Raw genomic sequence first — 19183 nt, 5'->3', positions numbered from 1 at the left:
TGCCGCGGGCGCGACCCGGCGCAACGTGCGGCAGAAGGAAATATACGGCATCAAAGCAATGATTTCCGGGATATTTTTTCGATTCGCTTAGGGGTGCCAGAACGTTCTCGGCTTTTTCTCTTCAATGGGGAACAGCCGACGTTGCGGTATCTTGTCATTGACGGCGATTGGTGGAAAGCTTCGCCCACAACCACTCCCTGTGCCCCCGAGCATCCGGACCCGCAGGTCCCGAGCAAGAGGTGCCGCATGGCATTCGGAGTGACAAGATTGGGAGAGAAATATGACAATCAGTTTTGGAGCGGGCCTGCGCGCGAGCCTTTTCGCGGGCGCCCTCGTTGCCGGGACGGCATTCGGGGCGATGGCCGAAACCGTGTATCACCGCGGCAACGACGGCAATCCCGAGACGCTGGACCAGCACAAGACCTCCACGGTGGCGGAGGCGCATATCCTGCGCGATCTCTACGAAGGCCTGATGGTCTATGACGCCAACGCCAAGGTCGTGCCGGGCGTGGCCGAGAGCCACACGGTGTCCGAGGACGGGACCGTCTATACGTTCACCCTGCGCGGCGACGCCATGTGGTCGAACGGCGACCCGGTGACGGCGGGCGATTTCGTCTATTCGCTGCGGCGGATCATGACGCCCGAGACCGGCGCGAAATACGCCAATATCCTCTACCCGATCAAGAACGCGGAGAAGGTGAACAAGGGCGAGCTCGCGCCGGCGGAGCTTGGCGTCAAGGCGGTCGACGACAAGACCCTTGAGATCACCCTGGAGCAGGCGACCCCGTTCTTCCTTGAGCTCCTGACCCACCAGACCGGCTTGCCGGTGCATCCGGCGACCGTCGAGGCGCATGGCTCGGACTTCGTGAAGCCGGAAAACTTCGTCTCCAACGGCGCCTTCACGCTCGCGGAATTCACCCCCAACGACAAGCTCGTGGCGGTCAAGAACGCGAAATACCATGGTGCCGACAGCGTCGCGATCGACAAGGTGATCTTCTATCCGATCGAGGACCGGGCCTCCTGCGTGCGTCGCTTCGAGGCCGGCGAGATCCATTCCTGCTCCGATCTTCCGACCGACCAGATCGCGGATCTGCGCGCCAAGTTCGGCGACCAGGTGCGCACGCCGCCCTATCTCGGCAACTACTATTATGCCGTGAACATGTCGAAGCCGCCGTTCGATGACGTCCGCGTCCGCCAGGCGCTGTCGATGACCGTCGACCGCGAGTATGTGGCCGAGGAAATCTGGGGCGGAACCATGGTCCCGGCCTATTCGCTGGTGCCCCCGGGGATCAACAACTACGGCGAGCCGGCCTATGCCGACTACAAGGGCGAGGCGATGCTCGACCGCGAGGACAAGGCGCTGGCACTGCTGCAGGAAGCCGGCTTCGGCCCGGACAAGCCGCTGAAGCTGGAGATCATGTACAACACCTCCGAGAACCACAAGAACACGGCAATCGCCATCGCCGACATGTGGAAGACCATCGGGGTGGAAACCACCATGATCAACCGCGACCTTGCCAGCCACTATGCGCATCTGCGCGACAAGGGCGACTTCGACATCGCCCGCGCCGGCTGGATCGGCGACTATTCGGATCCGCAGAACTTCCTGTTCCTCGTGGAATCCGACAATGACGGCTTCAATTATGCCAACTACAAGAATGCCGACTACGACGCGCTGATGGACAAGGCGGCGGCGGAGACGGATCTGGAAAAGCGGGCCGACATCCTGCGCGAGGCGGAAGCGATGTTCATGCGCGACCTGCCGTTCATCCCGATCCTCTATTACTCCTCGCACTCGCTGGTCTCGCCCAAGCTCAAGGGCTGGGAGGACAACCTCCAGAACGTGCATCCCACGCGTCTGATCTCGATCGAGGGCTGAGCGCAGGTTTCACGCGGGAGGCGGGCCGTCGTCCGCCTCCCGCATTTCTCCCGCTCGCCGCAATCGAGCAGGGTGCGCTTGCGCTGGCATAAGCGCGCAAAGTCGCGCAGCCTGTCTCGGTCTTGCATCACTCGACGACAAGGACGCGGAGTCCGCTTTTCATGTTCGGTTATGTGACGCGCCGTCTGCTGACGGCGATCCCGACGCTCTTTTTGATTGTCACCGGTGCCTTCTTCCTGATCCGGGTCGCGCCGGGCGGGCCGTTCAATCTGGAACGCCCGCTGGAAGCCAAGGTGATGGAGAACCTCAACCGGATCTATCACCTCGATAAGCCCTTGTGGGAACAGTATCTCTACTATCTCGGCAATCTCGCGCGCGGCGATTTCGGCCCGAGCTTCGTCTACCGGGATTTCTCGGTGGCCGAGCTTTTCGCCTCCGGCCTGCCGGTGTCGATCCAGATCGGCGCGGGGGCGCTGGTGTTGGCGCTGGTCGCCGGAACGCTGCTCGGGATCGCCTCGGCGCTGCGCCAGAACCGCCCGGCCGACTACGGCATCGTCGGGCTGGCGACGCTTGGCATCACCATCCCCACCTTCGTGATCGCGCCGTTGCTGTCGCTGGTCTTCGGCGTCTGGCTCGGTTGGCTCCCGGCCGGCGGCTGGGGCGACGGGGCGTGGTCCTACAAGATCCTTCCGATCGTCACGCTGGCCCTGCCGCAGATCGCCGTCGTCACCCGGCTAACGCGCGGCGCGATGATCGAGGCGATGCGCTCCCACCACATCCGAACGGCGCGCGCCTACGGGCTGAAGCCCTGGACGGTGGTCGTCGTGCATGCGCTGCGCTCGGCGATCCTGCCGGTGGTCTCCTATGCCGGCCCGGCGGCGGCCGCGCTCCTGACCGGCTCGGTCGTGGTGGAGACGATCTTCGGCATTCCCGGCGTCGGCCGCTATTTCGTCCAGGCCGCGCTCAACCGCGACTACACGCTGGTGATGGGAACGGTGATCGTGATCGCCATCTTCATCATTGTCTTCAATCTGGTGGTCGATCTGCTCTATGCGCTGATCGACCCGCGCGTCCGGCTGGGGTAGGCGATGACAGCGGTTGTTCAGCCCAGGCCCGTCGAGGGGCGCTCGCTCTGGCAGGACGGGCTGGCCCGCCTGCGCCGCAATCGCGCGGCGATGGCGAGCCTCGTCTTTCTGGTCCTCATGGCGCTGGCCTGTCTGGCGGGGCCCTATCTGACCGGCCATGCCTATGACCAGGTCTATCGCTCCTATGTGAAGGTGGGGCCCAGCCTGTCGCCCTATCCCAAGGCCGAGGCGATCGCCCCGGCCGCGCTCGACGCGCTGAAGCGCGCGCGTGTCGATGTCGGCGAGCCGGTCGAGATCGTCGGCGAAAGCGTTCGCATTCCCGTGTCGTCGTCGCGCGAGCTCGATCCGCGCATCGTGCGCTACGTCGACCGGGTGGACATTTTCTCCGGTGCCCGGCTGGAGGAGATGGCGGGTGATGGAAAAAGCGGCGTCATCGTCGCCGATATCGAGCGGTTCACCTTCCTCTTCGGCACCGATGCGACCGGTCGCGACCTGCTGACGCGCACGCTGATCGCCGGGCGGATCTCGCTCACCATCGGCTTGCTGGCGACCGTGGTCGCCATCGTGATCGGCGTGACCTATGGCGCGGTGTCCGGCTATCTCGGCGGGCGGGTCGATCTGGTGATGATGCGGGTGGTGGATATCCTGTATTCGCTGCCCTTCATCTTCTTCGTGATCCTGCTGGTGGTCTTTTTCGGGCGAAACTTCGTGCTGATGTTCATCGCCGTCGGCGCGGTGGAATGGCTCGACATGGCGCGGATCGTGCGCGGGCAGACGCTCAGCCTGAAGCGGCAGGAGTTCATCCAGGCGGCCGAGGCGCTTGGCGTGGAAAATGTCGGCATCCTGCGCCGCCACATCATTCCGAACCTCACCGGCCCGGTGGTGATCTATATGACGCTGCTGGTTCCGCGCGTGATCCTGTTGGAGAGCTTCCTGTCCTTCCTGGGCCTTGGCGTGCAGGAGCCGATGACCAGTTGGGGCGTGCTGATCTCGGAAGGCGCGCGCGACATCGAGGGCAATCCGACGATGCTGCTGTTTCCCGCGATTTTCCTGACGACAACGCTGTTTGCGCTGAATTTCATCGGCGACGGCCTGCGCGATGCGCTCGACCCGAAGGATCGCTGAGATGGCGCAGGCAAAGACGACAGAAGACAGCGAACTGGTGCTGGACATTCGCGGACTGGTGGTCAGCTTCGCGACCAACGACGGCGAGGTGCGCGCGGTTCGCGGCATCGACCTCGCCGTGCGCAAGGGCGAGACGGTTGCGGTCGTCGGCGAAAGCGGCTCCGGCAAGAGCCAGACGATGATGGCGGCCATGGGGCTTCTGGCCGACAACGGCCGCGCCACCGGCGAGGTGCTCTATCGCGGCCGCAACCTTCTGGCCTTGCGGCCGAAGGCGCTGAACGCGGTGCGCGGCGCGAAGATCACCATGATCTTCCAGGAACCGATGACCTCGCTCGATCCGCTCTACACCATCGAGCGGCAACTGAGCGAGCCGCTGGTCGAACATGGCGGCCTGTCCTGGAAACAGGCCTCGGCCCGGGCGCTGGAGCTTCTGGAGCTGGTGCGCATTCCCGATCCGGCCGACAAGCTGCGGGCCTATCCGTATGAACTGTCCGGCGGCCAGCGCCAGCGCGTGATGATCGCCATGGCGCTTGCCAACGACCCGGACGTGCTGATTGCGGACGAACCGACGACCGCGCTCGACGTCACCACCCAGGCGCAGATCCTCGACCTCATCGCCGACCTGCAGAAACGCACCGGCGTTGCGGTGGTGTTCATCACCCACGACCTCGGCATCGTTCGGCGCATCGCCGACCGGGTGGTGGTGATGAAGGACGGCGAGGTGGTGGAAACCGGGGCAACCGATGCGCTCTTCGCCGCGCCGCGGGAAGCCTACACCCGCATGCTGCTCGACGCGGAGCCGTCGGGCCGCAAGGACCCGGTGCCCGAAAGCCGCCCGATCGTCGTCGGAGTGCAAAAGCTCGGTGTCTCCTTCCGCATCCAGCAGGGCTTCCTGAAGCCGCCGACGATCCTCAAGGCAGTCGACGATGTCTCGCTGACGGTGCGCGAGGGGCAGACGCTTGGCATTGTCGGCGAATCCGGGTCCGGCAAGTCGACGCTCGGACGCGCGCTGCTGCAACTGCTGCCCCATTCCGGGCGAGTGCAGTTCGAGGGACGGGACATCTCCAATGCCGACAAGGCGGCGATGCGCTCCATTCGCCGGCAGATGCAACTGGTGTTCCAGGACCCTTTCGGATCGCTCAGCCCGCGCATGACCGTCGGACAGATCGTGACCGAGGGGCTGCTCGTGCACGAGCCGTCGCTGTCGCGGCGCGAACGCGACCTTCGCGCCTGTGCGGCCCTTGAGGAAGTGTCGCTCGACCCGTCGGTGCGCAACCGCTACCCGCATGAGTTCTCCGGTGGGCAGCGCCAGCGCATCGCGATTGCGCGCACGATGGTGCTGAAACCGCGCCTGGTTGTGCTCGACGAACCGACGTCGGCGCTGGACCGCACCATCCAGAAGCAGATCGTCGACCTGTTGCGCGATCTCCAGCGCGACCATGGCCTGACCTATCTGTTCATCAGCCACGATCTCGCCGTGGTGCGGGCGCTGGCCGATACGATCATCGTGATGAAGGGCGGGCGCGTGGTTGAGGCCGGGCCGGCGGAGGCGGTCTTTGCCGCGCCCGCCGATCCCTATACGCGCGAGCTGATGGCGGCGGCGCTGGCGCCCGTTGCTGCCGGCTAGGGTGCATTTTGCGCGCTCGCATCCGGCCCCGCGATCGGGTACAAGATCCACGGTTGGAGCCTGGAACGTTTGGAGAAAGACATGGTGTCTAAGGGACCGGACAAGACGCAGCCCCATGCGGGCACGTTGCTTTCGCGTCGGTCGTTCGTGATCGGTGCGCCGCTGGTTCTGGCGGCCTGCCAGTCGAGCGGCGTCGGCGGTGGGGTCGCGACGGTCGGGCTGCACAATCAGCCGGACCTGCCGGGCGAGGATTTCGACTACGCCTCAGCCTATGCGGCGACGACCGATTACGACTTCAAGATCCCCGCGATTCCTTACAAGAATTTCGACCGGAAGTACTGGCGCCAGGTGGTCGACTACGACACCCGCGAGCGGCCGGGCACGATCATCGTCGATCCCTATTCCAAGTTTCTCTACTGGACGCTGCCAGGCGGCAAGGCGCTGCGTTACGGCATCGGCGTTGGCCGCGCGGGCTTTGCCTGGAGCGGCGATGCCAAGGTGCGGGTGAAGCGCGTCTGGCCGATCTGGCGCCCTCCACGGGAAATGATCGCGCGCAACCCGGCGCTGGAAAAATACTGGAAGGACGGCTATCCGCGCGGCCCGCGCAATCCGCTCGGCGCCCGGGCGCTCGACCTGTGGCAGGGGAGCGTCGACACGCTCTATCGCATCCACGGGACCAAGCAACCGGAAAGCATCGGCCGCAGCGTGTCGTCGGGCTGCATCCGCATGTGGAACCAGGACATACTGGATCTCTTCAACCGTGTGCCGACCCACACCAAGGTCGTCGTCTTGTCGAAGGCGCCGGAGACCAGCTGACGGGCTCTGCGCCCGCCCTTACCCTTGCGCGCGGCGGGTCTTTTCCGCCGCCGCAAGAGACGCCACGAAATCGTTGAAGCGCTCGCCCTGAATAAGAATGTGCGAGCGCAGCACGCGGGCGGCCTCGTCGTCGTTGCCGGCCTGGATCGCATCGACGATCGCCTGATGCTCGGCCAGTGAATTCCCCACCCGGTTGCGCACGCGAAGCTGAAGCCGGCGGTAGGGCTTCAGCCGGTTCTTGAGCTCGCGGGCCTGCTCGGCCAGAAATCCGTTGCCGCTTCCCGCATAGATCGCATCGTGAAACGCCTCGTTCGCGATGTAATAGGCATCCGGGTCGCCGGCTTTTGCGGCGTCGCTGCAGCGCTCGTGCGCCTCCATGAGCGCCGCGCGCTCTGCTGCATCCATGCGCCGCGAGGCCAGCCTTGCGCACATGGCCTCCAGTTCCGCCATCACCTCGAACATCTCGATCAGGCGCGGAATGCCGATCTCGCGCACGAAAGCGCCCCGGCGCGGGCGGATCTCGACAAGACCCGAGGCGGAGAGCTCGATCAGGGCTTCGCGGATCGGCGTGCGCGAGACGGAAAACCGTTTCGCCAGAGAAACTTCGTCCAGACGTGTGCCTGGCGGATACAGGCCGACGGCAATGTCGTCTTCCAGCGCCTCGCGCAGGGCATTCGCTGTTCGTCGGGCGGATCGGGGCGGTGTCGCGACGTCGGTCATGCCGCAATAATATTCAAGCCTCGCAGCCTTGTATACAAAAAGCGTTGACTTGGATGCAGCGCGGTGATTGCTTTGACCCATGGCGCGGCGGGCCCGGAGGAGGCTGGCGTCCGGTCGCGTTCAATCACAAGGGATCCGGCGGCCTCACCGAGTGTCGGCGGTGTTTGGGAGGAAGACATGTTCAAGACACTTGCAAGGGCCGCGCTCGGCCTGACGACGGCGATGGCGATTGCCATGCCGGCCGCTCATGCGGCGGATGTGGTTCTCAAGGCGTCGCACCAGTGGCCGGGCGGCAAGGGCGATGTGCGCGATGAAATGGTGCAGATCCTTGCCCGCGAGGTCGCCAAGGCGGACGTCGGGCTCGAGATCAAGGTCTATCCCGGCCAGTCGCTGTTCAAGGCGCGCGAGCAGTGGGGCGCGATGACCAAGGGTCAGCTCGACATCTCCGCGTTCCCGCTGGACTACGCGTCCGGGCGCCATCCGCAGTTTTCCGCGACCCTGATGCCGGGTCTGGTGCGCAATCACGACCGCGCGACGCGTCTCAACGATTCCCCGTTCATGCAGGACATCAAGGCGATCATCAATGACGCCGGCGTGGTGGTGATCGCCGACGCCTGGCTTGCCGGCGGCTTCGCGTCGAAGAAACAGTGCATCACCTCTCCGGAGACGATGCAGGGGCAGGTGACGCGCGCCGCCGGTCCGGCCTTCGAGCAGATGCTGGTTGGGGCGGGGGCCTCGATCGCCTCCATGCCGTCGTCGGAGATCTACACGGCTCTGCAGACCGGGGTTCTCGACGCGGCCAACACGTCGTCCGGATCCTTCGTCTCCTATCGCATCTACGAGCAGGCGACCTGCCTGACCGCGCCCGGCGCCAATGCGTTGTGGTTCATGTATGAGCCTATCCTCATGTCCAAGCGCAGCTGGGACAAGCTCTCCGAGGCACAGCAGGATGCGCTGATGGCGGCCGGCAAGGTGGCCGAGGACTATTTCATCGGCGAGGCGAAGGGCCTCGATGCCAAGCTGATCGAGACCTACAAGAATGCCGGCGTCGAGGTCGTGGAGATGTCGCCCGAGAACTATGACGCCTGGCTCGCGATCGCCAAGGAGACGTCCTACAAGATGTTCTCCGAAAACGTCCCGGGTGGCGAGGAACTGATCGCCAAGGCACTCGCCGTCGAGTGATCCTTCGACGGTCCGCCCGACGGTGCGAGTGCGCACGCCGGCGGGCGGACCGCTTTCCGCATCGCGCCTTTTGGCCCGCGATGCGCGTGTCCCGCAGTCACGTTCGGCCCGCGCGTCTGACGCGCGTTCGCCACCGGTCACGCTTCGCCGCTGGCCGGAAAACCTGGGAAAGCACAGGTGATGTTCCTTTATATTTCAGCGGTATCCGCCCTGTCGCGGGTGCTCGGTGTCGTGGCAATGGTGCTCACCGGCGCGGCCGCCGTCGTGGTCTGCCACATGGTGTTCATCCGCTATTTCCTGAATGGCTCGACCATCTGGCAGACGGAATTCGTGACCTATGCCCTGGTGGCCGCGACCTTCCTCGGCTCACCCTATGTCCTGCTGCACAAGGGCCATGTGAACGTCGATCTGCTGCAGCTGCGCGCCGCGCCGCCCGTACGCCGTGCCATGCAGACGGTCGCCGGCCTGTTCGGCATCGCCTTTTGCGCGCTGCTCGCCTGGTCCGGCTGGACCTACTTTCACGAAGCCTGGACCTACAACTGGACGACGGATTCCGTCTGGCGCATTCCGCTCTGGATCCCGCTGTTGCCGCTTCCGCTCGGCATCGGTCTGCTGGTCCTGCAGTACATCGCTGAAATCATGAAGATTTATGGAGACGCCTCATGACGCCCATGGTCTGGGGCGCGGGCGTGCTCGCCGTCCTTCTCGCTCTGCTGGCGCTCGGCATGCCGATCGCCTTCGCGCTCGGTTTCGTCTCCATCGCCGCGCTGATCCTGGCCGACGGTTGGGGCTCGCTCGGCATACTCGGCGAAACCTTCTTCGGCGGCCTGGCTTCCTTCGGCCTCGTGTCGATCCCGATGTTCATCCTGATGGGGGCGGCGGTTGCTTCCTCGCCGGCCGGCAAGGATCTCTACGAGGCGCTCGACCGCTGGCTGAACCGCGTGCCCGGCGGACTGGTGCTGTCGAACCTCGGTGCCTGTTCGATCTTCGCGGCCCTCTCCGGCTCCTCGCCGGCCACCTGCGCGGCCATCGGCAAGATGGGCATCCCGGAAATGACCAAGCGCGGCTATCCCAACGAGATTGCGGCCGGGTCCATCGCCGCCGGCGGAACGCTCGGCATTCTCATTCCCCCGTCGATCACCATGATCGTCTACGGCATCGCCACGGAAACCTCGATCGGCCGCCTGTTCCTGGCAGGCCTTCTACCCGGCGCGATGCTGACCGCGCTGTTCATGGCCTGGACGATCTACGATTGCCGCCGGCGGGGTATCGGCCTGGACATGCTCGGCCGGCGCTTCTCGATGCGCGAGCGCTTCGCCATCCTGCCGCGGGTCCTGCCGTTTCTCGGCATCATCGTCGGGATCCTGTTCGTGCTCTACGGCGGCATCGCCACGCCGTCGGAAGCAGCCGGCGTCGGCGCGGTGATGTGCCTGATCTTCGTCGCGGTGATCTACCGGCTGTGGAAACTCGCGCTCTACAGCCAGCTGTTTCGCGACACGCTGAAGGAAAGCGTGATGATCATGATGATCATCGGCGCCTCCGAGCTTTTTTCCTTCGCCCTGTCCTCCCTCTTCATCACCCAGACCATCGCGGAATGGATCGCCGCGCTTGACGTGAACCGCTGGGTGCTGATGGCGATCATCAACATGTTCCTGCTGTTCGCGGGCTTCTTTCTGCCGCCGGTCGCCGTCATCCTGATGACCGCGCCCATCCTTCTGCCGATCATCATCCAGGCCGGCTTCGATCCCTACTGGTTCGCCGTCGTCCTCACCATCAACATGGAAATCGGGTTGATAACGCCGCCCGTCGGTCTCAACTTGTATGTGATCAACGGCATCGCGCCGAACATCACGCTCGGTGAGATCTTGCGCGGGTCGTTGCCCTATGTCGGATGCATGGTCGTGGGCATTGTGCTGCTTTGCCTGATGCCCGAGATCGCGCTCTGGCTTCCCGACACGTTGATGGGACCTGGTAGATGAGCAGCAGCAGTTTTTTCAACGACTTGCTCGGATCGATTGCCGAGCAGGGACGGCATTTGCTGGACCGCCGCCGCGAGCGCGTGTCAAGCGGGCGGGCGCTGGGAGACCTGTGCGAGGCGCTTCTGTCCGGCCGGGGCGAGGCCTCGGGCGTGGCGCTTGCCCGCGACCTGCTGACGAGCTACGCGACGCTGTCGCCGGACGAGCGCCTTGCCTTCTTTCGCGAGCTTCACGCCCGCTTCGGCGCCGACCGCGAGCGCGTTGCCAAGGCGGCGCAGGCGGTGCTGGAGGCGCCCGACGACGAACCCCTGCTGCAGGGGCTGCATGCGGCAACCGAGCCCCGGCGGCAGGAACTGGTGCGCCGGCTGAATCTGGCGCCGGGCGGCACCTCGGCGCTTGTCAGCATGCGCAAGGACCTGATCGCCTGCCTGCGCGACGATCCGGACCTGCGCGAGGTCGACCGGGATTTCCAGCATCTGTTCTCGTCCTGGTTCAATCGCGGCTTCCTGGTCATGCAGCGCATCGACTGGTCGACGCCGGCCGTGATCCTGGAGCGGATCATCCGCTATGAGGCGGTGCATGAAATCAGCGACTGGGACGATCTGCGCCGCCGCATTGACCTGCCGGACCGGCGTCTCTACGCCTTCTTCCATCCGGCGCTGGTGGATGATCCGCTGATTTTCGTCGAGGTGGCGCTGACCCGGGACATTCCCGAAGCCATTCCGCCGATTTTGGCGGAGGGACGCCAGGAACTGGCGGCGGGCGAGGCGACCACCGCCGTGTTCTACTCCATCTCGAATTGCCAGAAGGGGCTGCGCGGCATTTCCTTCGGCAATTTCCTGATCAAGCAGGTGGTGGAGGAATTGCGCCGCGACCTCCCCAATCTCAAGACCTTCGTTACGCTGTCGCCGGTGCCGGGGCTGCGCGCTTATGTGGAGGCGGCGGCCGGGGTGACCGACAGTCCGGTCGCCGGCATTCTTTCCGCGGACAAGGCGGACCTGCTGGAGCGCGTCGGCGAGGAGGAGCCGCCGGAAGACCTCAAGGAGCCGCTCAAGGCGATCTGCGCCCATTACCTGATGCGCGAGAAGGCGAAAGGCACGCGTCCGCTCGACCCGGTCGCCCGGTTTCACCTGGGCAATGGCGCCCGTCTGGAGCGCATCAACTGGAACGCCAATCCGTCGCTCTCCGGCCGACGCCAGTCCTATGGCGTGATGGTCAATTACCTTTACAGCCTCGGCGATATCGAGAAAAACCATGAGGCCTTCGCGGCCACCGGTGCGGTTGCCGCTGCGAGCAGCGTGTCCCGTCTTTTGAAATCCGTCCCCGACACCAAGAAAAAGCAGATACCGGACCCCGTCGCATGACCGAGACAAACCATCTTTTCTCCCAGATCCGAGCCGCGATCCGCGACGAGGAAGTGCCGTTCCTCAAGACGCCGGACGGGCGCGTCGTCACCTATGGCGACATGCTCGCGCGTTCGGCCGCTTATGCCAATGTCCTGTCCGCCTCGGGCGTGAAACCCGGCGACCGTGTCGCGGTGCAGGTGGAAAAATCGGCCGAAGCCTTGATGCTCTATCTCGGCACGGTGCGGGCCGGCGCGGTGTTCCTGCCGCTCAACACGGCCTATACGCCGGCCGAGGTCGACTATTTCGTGTCGGATGCCCAGCCGTCGGTGCTGGTGTGCGATCCGGGGCGGCTCAATGCGCTGGCGCAGATCGCGGACAAGGTGAAAAGCCATGTGCTGACCCTGGCGGCGGACGGCTCGGGCAGCCTCTCGACGGCCGTGGAGGGGGCGTCGGCGGAGTTCACGGATGTCGCGCGCGGCGCCGACGACCTCGCCGCGATCCTCTACACATCGGGCACCACGGGCCGCTCCAAGGGGGCGATGCTGAGCCATGAGAATCTCGCCTCCAACGCCCGCGTTCTGGTGGATTACTGGCGTTTCACCTCCGACGATGTGCTGCTGCACGCCTTGCCGATCTTCCACACGCACGGCCTGTTCGTTGCGAGCAACATCACGCTTCTTGCCGGCGGGTCGATGATCTTCCTGCCGAAATTCGACCTTGAGGAAATGCTCCGGCTGATGCCGCAGGCGACCACGATGATGGGCGTGCCGACGTTCTATTCGCGTCTCCTGTCCTCCGACGCCTTCACCCGCGAGCTTGTCGCGCACATGCGGCTCTTCGTGTCGGGCTCGGCGCCGCTGTCGGCGGAGGTTCACAAGGCCTTCAGCGCCCGCACGGGACACGCGATCCTCGAGCGCTACGGCATGACCGAGACCAATATGAACACCTCCAACCCTTACGACGGCGAGCGCCGTCCGGGAACGGTGGGCTATCCGCTGCCGGGGGTGGAGCTTCGCATTGCCGACCCGGAAAGCGGACGCGTTCTGCCGGAAGGAGAGGTCGGCGTCATAGAGGTGCGTGGACCGAATGTCTTCAAGGGCTATTGGCAGATGCCGGAAAAGACGGCGTCGGAATTCCGCGCCGACGGCTTTTTCATCACCGGCGACATGGGGCGGGTCGACGACAGGGGCTACGTCAGTATCGTCGGCCGCGCCAAGGACCTGATCATCACCGGCGGCTTCAATGTCTATCCGGCCGAGGTCGAGGCGGTCATCGACGAGATCGAGGGCGTCGCCGAAAGCGCGGTGATCGGTGTGCCGCACGCCGATTTCGGCGAAGGGGTCGTGGCCGTCGTCTCCCCCCATGCGGGCGTGACACTCGATGCGCAGCGCATCGTCGCTCCTCTCGCCGACACGCTGGCGAAGTTCAAGCAGCCGAAGAAGGTCTATGTCCTGCCGGAACTGCCGCGCAACACCATGGGCAAGATCCAGAAAAACGTGCTGCGCGAGCAGTATAAGGACACCTTCGACGCAAATTGACGACAGATCGTTCAGGGCGCGACCCCCGAGCGTCTCGCAAACCGCGACGCCCGCCATATCCGGCGGGCGAGGGATTATGACAAAGCCGCGGAAGAAACGTCGTCCCGGACGCAGCGAGAGCTGCGATCCGGGATCGGCGAGGCGTGTTTTCTCGGCGGGAACCTCATTGAAAAATTAGGTTTTTAGCTCTCCGATACCGGGTCGCGCTTGCGCTTGCCCGGTATGACGCGGGACGGCATGCACACCCTTGGTCAGTCGTCTTCGCCCGCCAAACCCGGCGGGCGTTTTGCCTTTCGCGGTCGCGATTTCCAATACCCGCAATCCGCTCCTGCCGGTCTGCACAGCCGCTGTGACGCGTCGGGCGGGATCGGACACGGCGCGGCGTTGACAGCCTGCAGTCCTGAGCACTAAGTATGTTATGTCATAACATTACAAACGTGAGGTTCGAATGAGAGTTTCTATGGCGGTGATCGCCGTGCTTGCGGTGCTGGGGTCGGTTCAGGCCGCGCTGGCTCATGGCATCTGGCTTGCGGAGCGGCGGGGCGAGCTTGCGATCGTCTATGGTCATGGGGCGTCCGACGACCCCTATGACCCTGGCAAGATCAGCAAGGTGCAGGCTCTCGGCGAGGACGGCGAACCTGTGTCGGTCGAGGTGGAGGATCGGGAAACCCACGTGCTGCTTGCCACGACCGGCAAGCCCGCGATTGTTCTCGTCGATTTCGACAATGGCTTTTACAGCGAGGGCGCAGACGGGAAATGGGTGAACAAGCCCAAGAGCGAGGTGGATGGCGCGAAAACGGCAGGCCGCTACGTCAAGCATGCTCTGGCGATCCGGCACCTGCATGGCGATTTGCCGGAGTTGCCCGAACAGGATCTGCAGATCGTGCCCTTGGGCAATCCGAGCGTATTGAGCGCCGGGACGCCTTTCCGCCTTCGCGTTCTATACAAGGGTAGGCCGCTCGCCGGGGTCGCGCTGATTGCCGACTACGTCAATATGCCGGAAGACAAACCGGAAACGACCGACGCGGCCGGTGAGGCTGTACTCATTGTCCGCAACAACGGGCTCAATGTGATTGCGGTGTCCCATGCGGTGCCGCTCGAGAACGACCCGGACGCAGACATCGTCGAGCATTTTGCAACGCTGTCGTTCACGGTCGGGCGCGGCCACGCGCACTGAGAGGAGCGCGGATCGCCGCCCGGGAGGCCGCGATCCGCAGGGTCCGTTTCAGGCTTTGGGCGCACGCCCCTAGAACAGGTTCTCGACCGTGGTCAGGCCGAGGACCGTCCAGTCCTGCATGCCGCCACGATAGTAGTGGATCTTTTCCGCCGGGAAGCCCTCGCGCACCATGGCCGCGATGGCAAGCGGGCTTTGGCCGCAGGCCGGGCCATTGCAAAAGGCGAAGACGGACAGCGCATCGCTGCAGTCCCAGGCGCCGGCTTCCCCGGTGCAGCCCAGTTCATCAAGGCGCATCGCGACCTCGGTGTAGGGAATGTGGATCGAGCCGGGGATCGTCGACTTCACCCGCCAGTCCATCGTGCGCATGTCGACCACCAGCGCCGTGTCGTCCTGAAGCGCCTCCAGCACCTCAAGCTCGCCGGCCGGCTGAACGCCCGGCATCGGGATGATCGGCTGCAGCACGCCACCGATCAGCTGGGTGTCGTTCCTGTGACGGGTGATCTCCACCGGGCCGTCTTCCGTCTGGATGGTGACGGACGACGTATCCGGCCCGATCTTCAGCGCCTCTTCGGCCTGAACGGCAAATCCGGATAGGGCCAAAAGGGCGATCCCGGCAAGCGCTGGGGTGATATTCATGCTCATTCCTCCCGACCGGCCGGCGGATACCGGCGCTCACATTCGATTACATATTAATGATTTCGAATGTGAGCGCAAAGGGCAAGTCCGCTTTTCTGCCAAGGTCCGGCTGCGGCTTCCGGAAGCGCCCCGTCGCGGTCGCGCGCTCCGCAGGGCATGACCGCTTGCGTGCCGGTCAGCCTTGCGGTCCGCGATCCTTGCGCAGGATACGGATCCCGCCGCGGTTGCCATCCGCCCAGACGGCCTCTCCAAGGACTTCCGTGCCGTTGTAGACCAACCGGACGGCCTTGCCGACGTCCGCTTTCGACAGGCCGGAAACGCCAAACCCGCTTTGCGACACGTCGGTGATCGTCACGGATTTGGAACCGGAGGCCATGTCCACCCTTGCGGTTTCCTGACGGGACTTGTTGCGCAACTCCAGCCGCCTGTCGCTGTCCTTCAACTCGTTCTGCAGCGCGTCCGACAGATCGTTCAGCGCATCGATGACCTGCTGGCTTGCCAGGTTCAGGTCCGACAGGCGCGCCGAGGCGGTATCGGTATCGCCATCGGCATGTGCCTGCAAGGCCTCGTGGGCTGCGGCGTGAACGCGTGCGTGCGGGGCGGCAAGCGCCTTGTAGGCCGGATGCGCCCGGATATTCGCGTTGTCGATGGCCTCGTACCATTTGCCGAGGCGGCATTGGTGATGGTTGGGGACATCGGCTGCGGACCATTTGTCATGACCGATGATCGTATCGACGACACGCTTCTTGAACATCACGTGGTCGATCTTCGCCATCTCGCACAAGGAGCGGTTTGACTCGGCGTTGAACCAGTTTCTGGCGTCGCTCGAGAACCGGTCGTTGCTGGCCTGAAGCGCGTCGCTCATGTTCTTGAGCTGGGTCTCGTTTTCCACCGCAAGGTCGGCGACACCGGTGATGCTGCGGGCGATTTCCTGGCTCGCTTCCTTCTGCTGCTGAAGGATGGCCGAGATTTCCTGCATGCGGCTTGAAACGCCGGCGATCCGCGATCCGACCGATTGCATGCGCTCGTTGGCGCTGGTGATGGTTTCCTGACCCCGGTCGACGGCCTTCCGCGAAACGGAGATCGAATCCTGCGTGGTGAGCATGCCCGCCTTCAGCGCGTCGATGCGCTGGGCAATGTCCTCGGTGGCCTTGGCCGCCTGGGTGGCGAGGCTCTTGACCTCGTTGGCGACGACGGCAAATCCCTTTCCGGCCTCGCCGGCCCGCGCCGCCTCGATCGTGGCATTGAGCGCGAGCAGGTTGGTCTGATTGGCGATGCTCTCGATCACCGAGAGGAATTCGCCGATCTGCTCCGATGCCTGATGCAGGTCGGCCAGGTTTTCCGCGCTTTGCTGCGAGGCATCGGCGATATCGCCCATCCGCTGCAGCACATCGGCCATGGCGTCGAGGCCCGCCGTTACCGCCGCATTGGTCGAATTCGCCTCATGCGCCGCGCCGTCGCTGGTCTGGGAGATCTGTTCCACCGAGGCAACCAGCTCCGATGCCGCCGAGGAAATCGCCTGGCCGTTCTTTGCGGCGCGGCGGGTGTTGTGCGACAGCGTCGCCATGCCAAGCGCCACCTCGTTGATGTCGGAGACGGTGTTGGCGAGACCGCGCAGGCTGGCGAGCTCGTTCTCGCGCTGGTGCTCCTCGCCCCGCTTGCGCACGACGCCGTTCTCATAGGCGTCATAGGACATGATCATGTCCAGAAACACGCGCCCGACCAGGGCCTGCAGCGCGCCGGGGAGCTTGCCCGGCGCAAACCGGTAGCGCTTGACCAGGGCGGGCAGCGCCTCGATCAGCAGGCGGCCGTAAGACGCCAGATACCACTGTGCCTCCAGCTCGATGCGCACATGCGCTTCGCCGATCCGCACGGCCCTGGCTTCGAACTCCAGGTCCGGGTCATGGGTGAAGATATAGTCCCAGTGTTTCATCTGGGCGGACTTCAGATGCGGAATGCTCTTGTCGGGGTCGCCGAGCTTGCCCGCGATCTCCGGCGTCGCGCGGACACTCTCGTAAAAGCCGTCCATGATATCCGCCATGGCCGGTTTCAGATTGCCCCAGACCGCGCGGGTGTCCACGGTGTCGCGGCTGTCGCCACACATGAAATCTGCAATGGCGTCCGGCAAGCGGCGGTTCGTGCTGGTGGATCGGGATGTCTTGCGCTGCACAGTCATGAAAAACCCTTGGGTTGTTTTCCCAACTACATTTTTCAAAAACATGAAAATTCACCTAATTGACGATACGTAAGCGCCCGAAAACGGGTCGACTTTCGCTCCAGGCGCTGCCTGTCGGGCCTTTTGCGGCCACCTTCCGCAACGGCGGCGATCCTCCTTTGTGCCGCCCCGCGAATCGCCGATACTGCGTCCATCACACGATCGTCCGGCCGACGCGGCGACGCCCGTCGGTGCTGCCTCAGCTGCGCAGCCGCAATGGCCCGGGCACGGTCTTACCTATGCAATGGGACAAGCAATCCGCATGACTGTCAGCATTGACATGGGCCAGGTAAGTGCCGGGGGCGCGACCTCTTGCTGTTTCGATCTGGAGGAGCTGCTCGCGACCCGACTTCTGGTCCAGGGAAACTCGGGATCTGGAAAGTCGCACCTGTTGCGCCGGCTGCTGGAGCAAAGCGCTGCCTGGGTGCAGCAGGTGGTGGTCGACCCCGAAGGCGACTTCGTGACCCTGTCCGACCGCTTCGGTCATGTGGTCGTGGATGCTGCCGGCAGCGAGCGCGATCTTGCCGTGATTGCGGCCAGGGTGCGCGCGCATCGGGTCTCCGTCGTCCTCAATCTGGAGGGACTGGAGCCCGACCGGCAGATGAAGGCGGCGGCCGTCTTTTTGAACGCGCTGTTCGATGCGGAGCGCGACCACTGGTACCCGGTCCTGGTCGTCGTCGACGAGGCGCAGTTGTTTGCACCCTCCGCGTCCGGCGACACCGGGGAAGAGGCGCGGCGCGTCGCGCTCGGCGCGATGACCAACCTGATGTGTCGCGGCCGCAAGCGCGGGCTTGCCGGCGTGATCGCCACGCAGCGCCTGGCGAAACTCGCCAAGAATGTCGCAGCCGAAGCTTCCAACTTTCTCATGGGCCGCACCTTTCTCGACATCGACATGGCCCGCGCCGCCGACCTGCTGGGCATGGAGAAGCGTCAGGCAGAGGCCTTCCGCAACCTCGAGCGCGGACATTTCGTGGCGCTGGGGCCGGCGGTGTCGCGCCGGCCGATGACGGTGCGCATCGGTCCGGTGGAAACCGTCGGGCGCGGCGGCGGTCCCAAGCTGACGCCCCTGCCCGAAGGGCGCCCGGAGGAGCTTCAGGAGCTTCTGTTCCAGCCGGCCAGCGGATCGGAGCGTCGCGCGGCCGAAAAGCCGGTCGTCGCGCAGCCGGTCCCGGCAGCCGATGTGCTGGAGCGGTTGAACCGGCAGGCCGCGGCGCGGGAAACCGTCGAAGCGGAACCGATGGACCGCGAGGCGTGGGAGCAGGCCGTGGACGCGGTGATCGCCGAGCTGCTCGACGACAGCGAGGCGGCGTTCCAGCCGGTTGCCGCACTCTATCAGGATTTCCAGGTGCGCTGCCGCATCGCGCGGCTTCCGGGCCGTCCGCCCGATCTTGCGGCGTTTCGCCAGCGGGTCGCGCTGGCCCGCGCCGGGGTCAACGGCAGCGAGATCGATCCGCAAGTTTGGTCATCGGCCGAAAACGTCGCGCAAAGCCTGCCGGAGGAGATGCGCGGGGTCTATCTGCTGCTTGCCAAATCCGCGCTGGAAGGCCGGCCCTGTCCCGACGACGCCGAGATCGCCACCGCCTATGGCACCCGCTCCAAGGGGCGTGCACGTTGGCTGCTCACCCATATGGAGGAGCAGGGCTTTATCGTCTGCGTCAACGACCTGCGCGGAAACCGTATCGTCACCCTGACGGATCTCGATTGCCAGACGGCCGCTCAGCCGGCGCGCGCGGCGATCTAGATGTGGTTTCTCAGAAGGTCATTCACCCTTTGGAGGGGCGGCAGGCCGTTGAGAGCGGAGTGTTGTCTTGCCCGGTTGAACCAGTCAAGCCATCTGGGGAGGTCCGCGTTTCGGGCTTGC

At 64.7% G+C, this 19183-nt stretch carries 15 protein-coding genes; 12 read left to right on the top strand and 3 right to left on the bottom strand.

What is annotated here, in order from left to right:
* Positions 1–280 precede the first annotated feature (280 nt).
* The 5 genes from LC092_RS13685 (at position 281) to LC092_RS13665 (ending at position 6532) form a co-directional block, all read left to right on the top strand.
* Positions 281–1879 carry a peptide ABC transporter substrate-binding protein gene (locus LC092_RS13685; protein WP_224807246.1) on the top strand — a complete coding sequence of 533 codons (1599 nt, stop codon included), beginning with the start codon at positions 281–283 and terminating at the stop codon, positions 1877–1879.
* A gap of 161 nt (positions 1880–2040) precedes the next feature.
* The gene (locus tag LC092_RS13680) at positions 2041–2964 is read left to right on the top strand and encodes an ABC transporter permease subunit (RefSeq protein ID WP_224807244.1); all 924 of its coding nucleotides are present in this window, start codon (positions 2041–2043) and stop codon (positions 2962–2964) included.
* A gap of 3 nt (positions 2965–2967) precedes the next feature.
* The gene (locus LC092_RS13675) at positions 2968–4089 is read left to right on the top strand and encodes an ABC transporter permease subunit (RefSeq protein ID WP_224807242.1); all 1122 of its coding nucleotides are present in this window, start codon (positions 2968–2970) and stop codon (positions 4087–4089) included.
* A 1-nt stretch (position 4090) separates the two neighbouring features.
* Positions 4091–5716, top strand: coding sequence for an ABC transporter ATP-binding protein (locus LC092_RS13670; protein WP_224807241.1), 1626 nt, complete (start codon positions 4091–4093; stop codon positions 5714–5716).
* An 81-nt stretch (positions 5717–5797) separates the two neighbouring features.
* The gene (locus LC092_RS13665) at positions 5798–6532 is read left to right on the top strand and encodes a L,D-transpeptidase (protein WP_224807240.1); all 735 of its coding nucleotides are present in this window, start codon (positions 5798–5800) and stop codon (positions 6530–6532) included.
* 18 nt (positions 6533–6550) lie between these two features.
* Here the strand turns inward: LC092_RS13665 and LC092_RS13660 are convergent, their stop codons facing one another.
* Positions 6551–7252: a GntR family transcriptional regulator gene (locus LC092_RS13660; RefSeq protein ID WP_224807239.1), complete on the bottom strand. Its 702-nt coding sequence runs from the start codon at positions 7250–7252 to the stop codon at positions 6551–6553.
* A gap of 177 nt (positions 7253–7429) precedes the next feature.
* Between LC092_RS13660 and dctP the strand changes: the two genes are divergently transcribed.
* From dctP to LC092_RS13630, 6 genes are all read left to right on the top strand, one after another.
* Positions 7430–8434, top strand: coding sequence for a TRAP transporter substrate-binding protein DctP (gene dctP / locus LC092_RS13655; RefSeq protein WP_412103581.1), 1005 nt, complete (start codon positions 7430–7432; stop codon positions 8432–8434).
* A 180-nt stretch (positions 8435–8614) separates the two neighbouring features.
* The gene (locus tag LC092_RS13650) at positions 8615–9100 is read left to right on the top strand and encodes a TRAP transporter small permease subunit (protein WP_224807238.1); all 486 of its coding nucleotides are present in this window, start codon (positions 8615–8617) and stop codon (positions 9098–9100) included.
* Positions 9097–10413: a TRAP transporter large permease gene (locus tag LC092_RS13645; RefSeq protein WP_224807237.1), complete on the top strand. Its 1317-nt coding sequence runs from the start codon at positions 9097–9099 to the stop codon at positions 10411–10413. The genes LC092_RS13650 and LC092_RS13645 overlap by 4 nt, the downstream gene beginning before the upstream one ends.
* On the top strand, positions 10410–11774 hold the full coding sequence (locus LC092_RS13640) for a malonyl-CoA decarboxylase (RefSeq protein WP_224807236.1): 1365 nt from the start codon (positions 10410–10412) through the stop codon (positions 11772–11774). Before LC092_RS13645 ends, LC092_RS13640 begins: the two co-directional genes overlap by 4 nt.
* A complete protein-coding gene (locus tag LC092_RS13635) occupies positions 11771–13294 on the top strand; it encodes a malonate--CoA ligase (RefSeq protein ID WP_224807235.1) in 1524 nt (507 codons plus the stop codon). Before LC092_RS13640 ends, LC092_RS13635 begins: the two co-directional genes overlap by 4 nt.
* A 460-nt stretch (positions 13295–13754) precedes the next feature.
* Complete coding sequence (locus LC092_RS13630; RefSeq protein WP_224807234.1) at positions 13755–14471, top strand: DUF4198 domain-containing protein; 717 nt, start codon at positions 13755–13757, stop codon at positions 14469–14471.
* A gap of 69 nt (positions 14472–14540) precedes the next feature.
* Here LC092_RS13630 and LC092_RS13625 read toward each other — a convergent pair whose 3' ends face one another.
* Positions 14541–15107, bottom strand: coding sequence for a rhodanese-like domain-containing protein (locus LC092_RS13625; RefSeq protein WP_224807232.1), 567 nt, complete (start codon positions 15105–15107; stop codon positions 14541–14543).
* Positions 15108–15282: 175 nt separating this feature from the next.
* Entirely contained in the window at positions 15283–17211 is a 1929-nt protein-coding gene (locus tag LC092_RS13620; protein ID WP_224807230.1) for a methyl-accepting chemotaxis protein, read from the bottom strand.
* Between the two features lie 373 nt (positions 17212–17584).
* On the opposite strand from LC092_RS13620, the gene LC092_RS13615 reads away from it, so the two are divergent.
* Positions 17585–19063 carry an ATP-binding protein gene (locus LC092_RS13615; RefSeq protein ID WP_224807217.1) on the top strand — a complete coding sequence of 493 codons (1479 nt, stop codon included), beginning with the start codon at positions 17585–17587 and terminating at the stop codon, positions 19061–19063.
* The last annotated feature ends 120 nt before the right edge of the window (positions 19064–19183 follow it).

Source organism: Stappia stellulata, assembly GCF_020176715.1.
In the GTDB taxonomy this organism is placed as follows: domain Bacteria; phylum Pseudomonadota; class Alphaproteobacteria; order Rhizobiales; family Stappiaceae; genus Stappia.
Note: the sequence above shows the minus strand (reverse complement) of the source record. Positions and strands in the feature narration are given on the sequence as shown.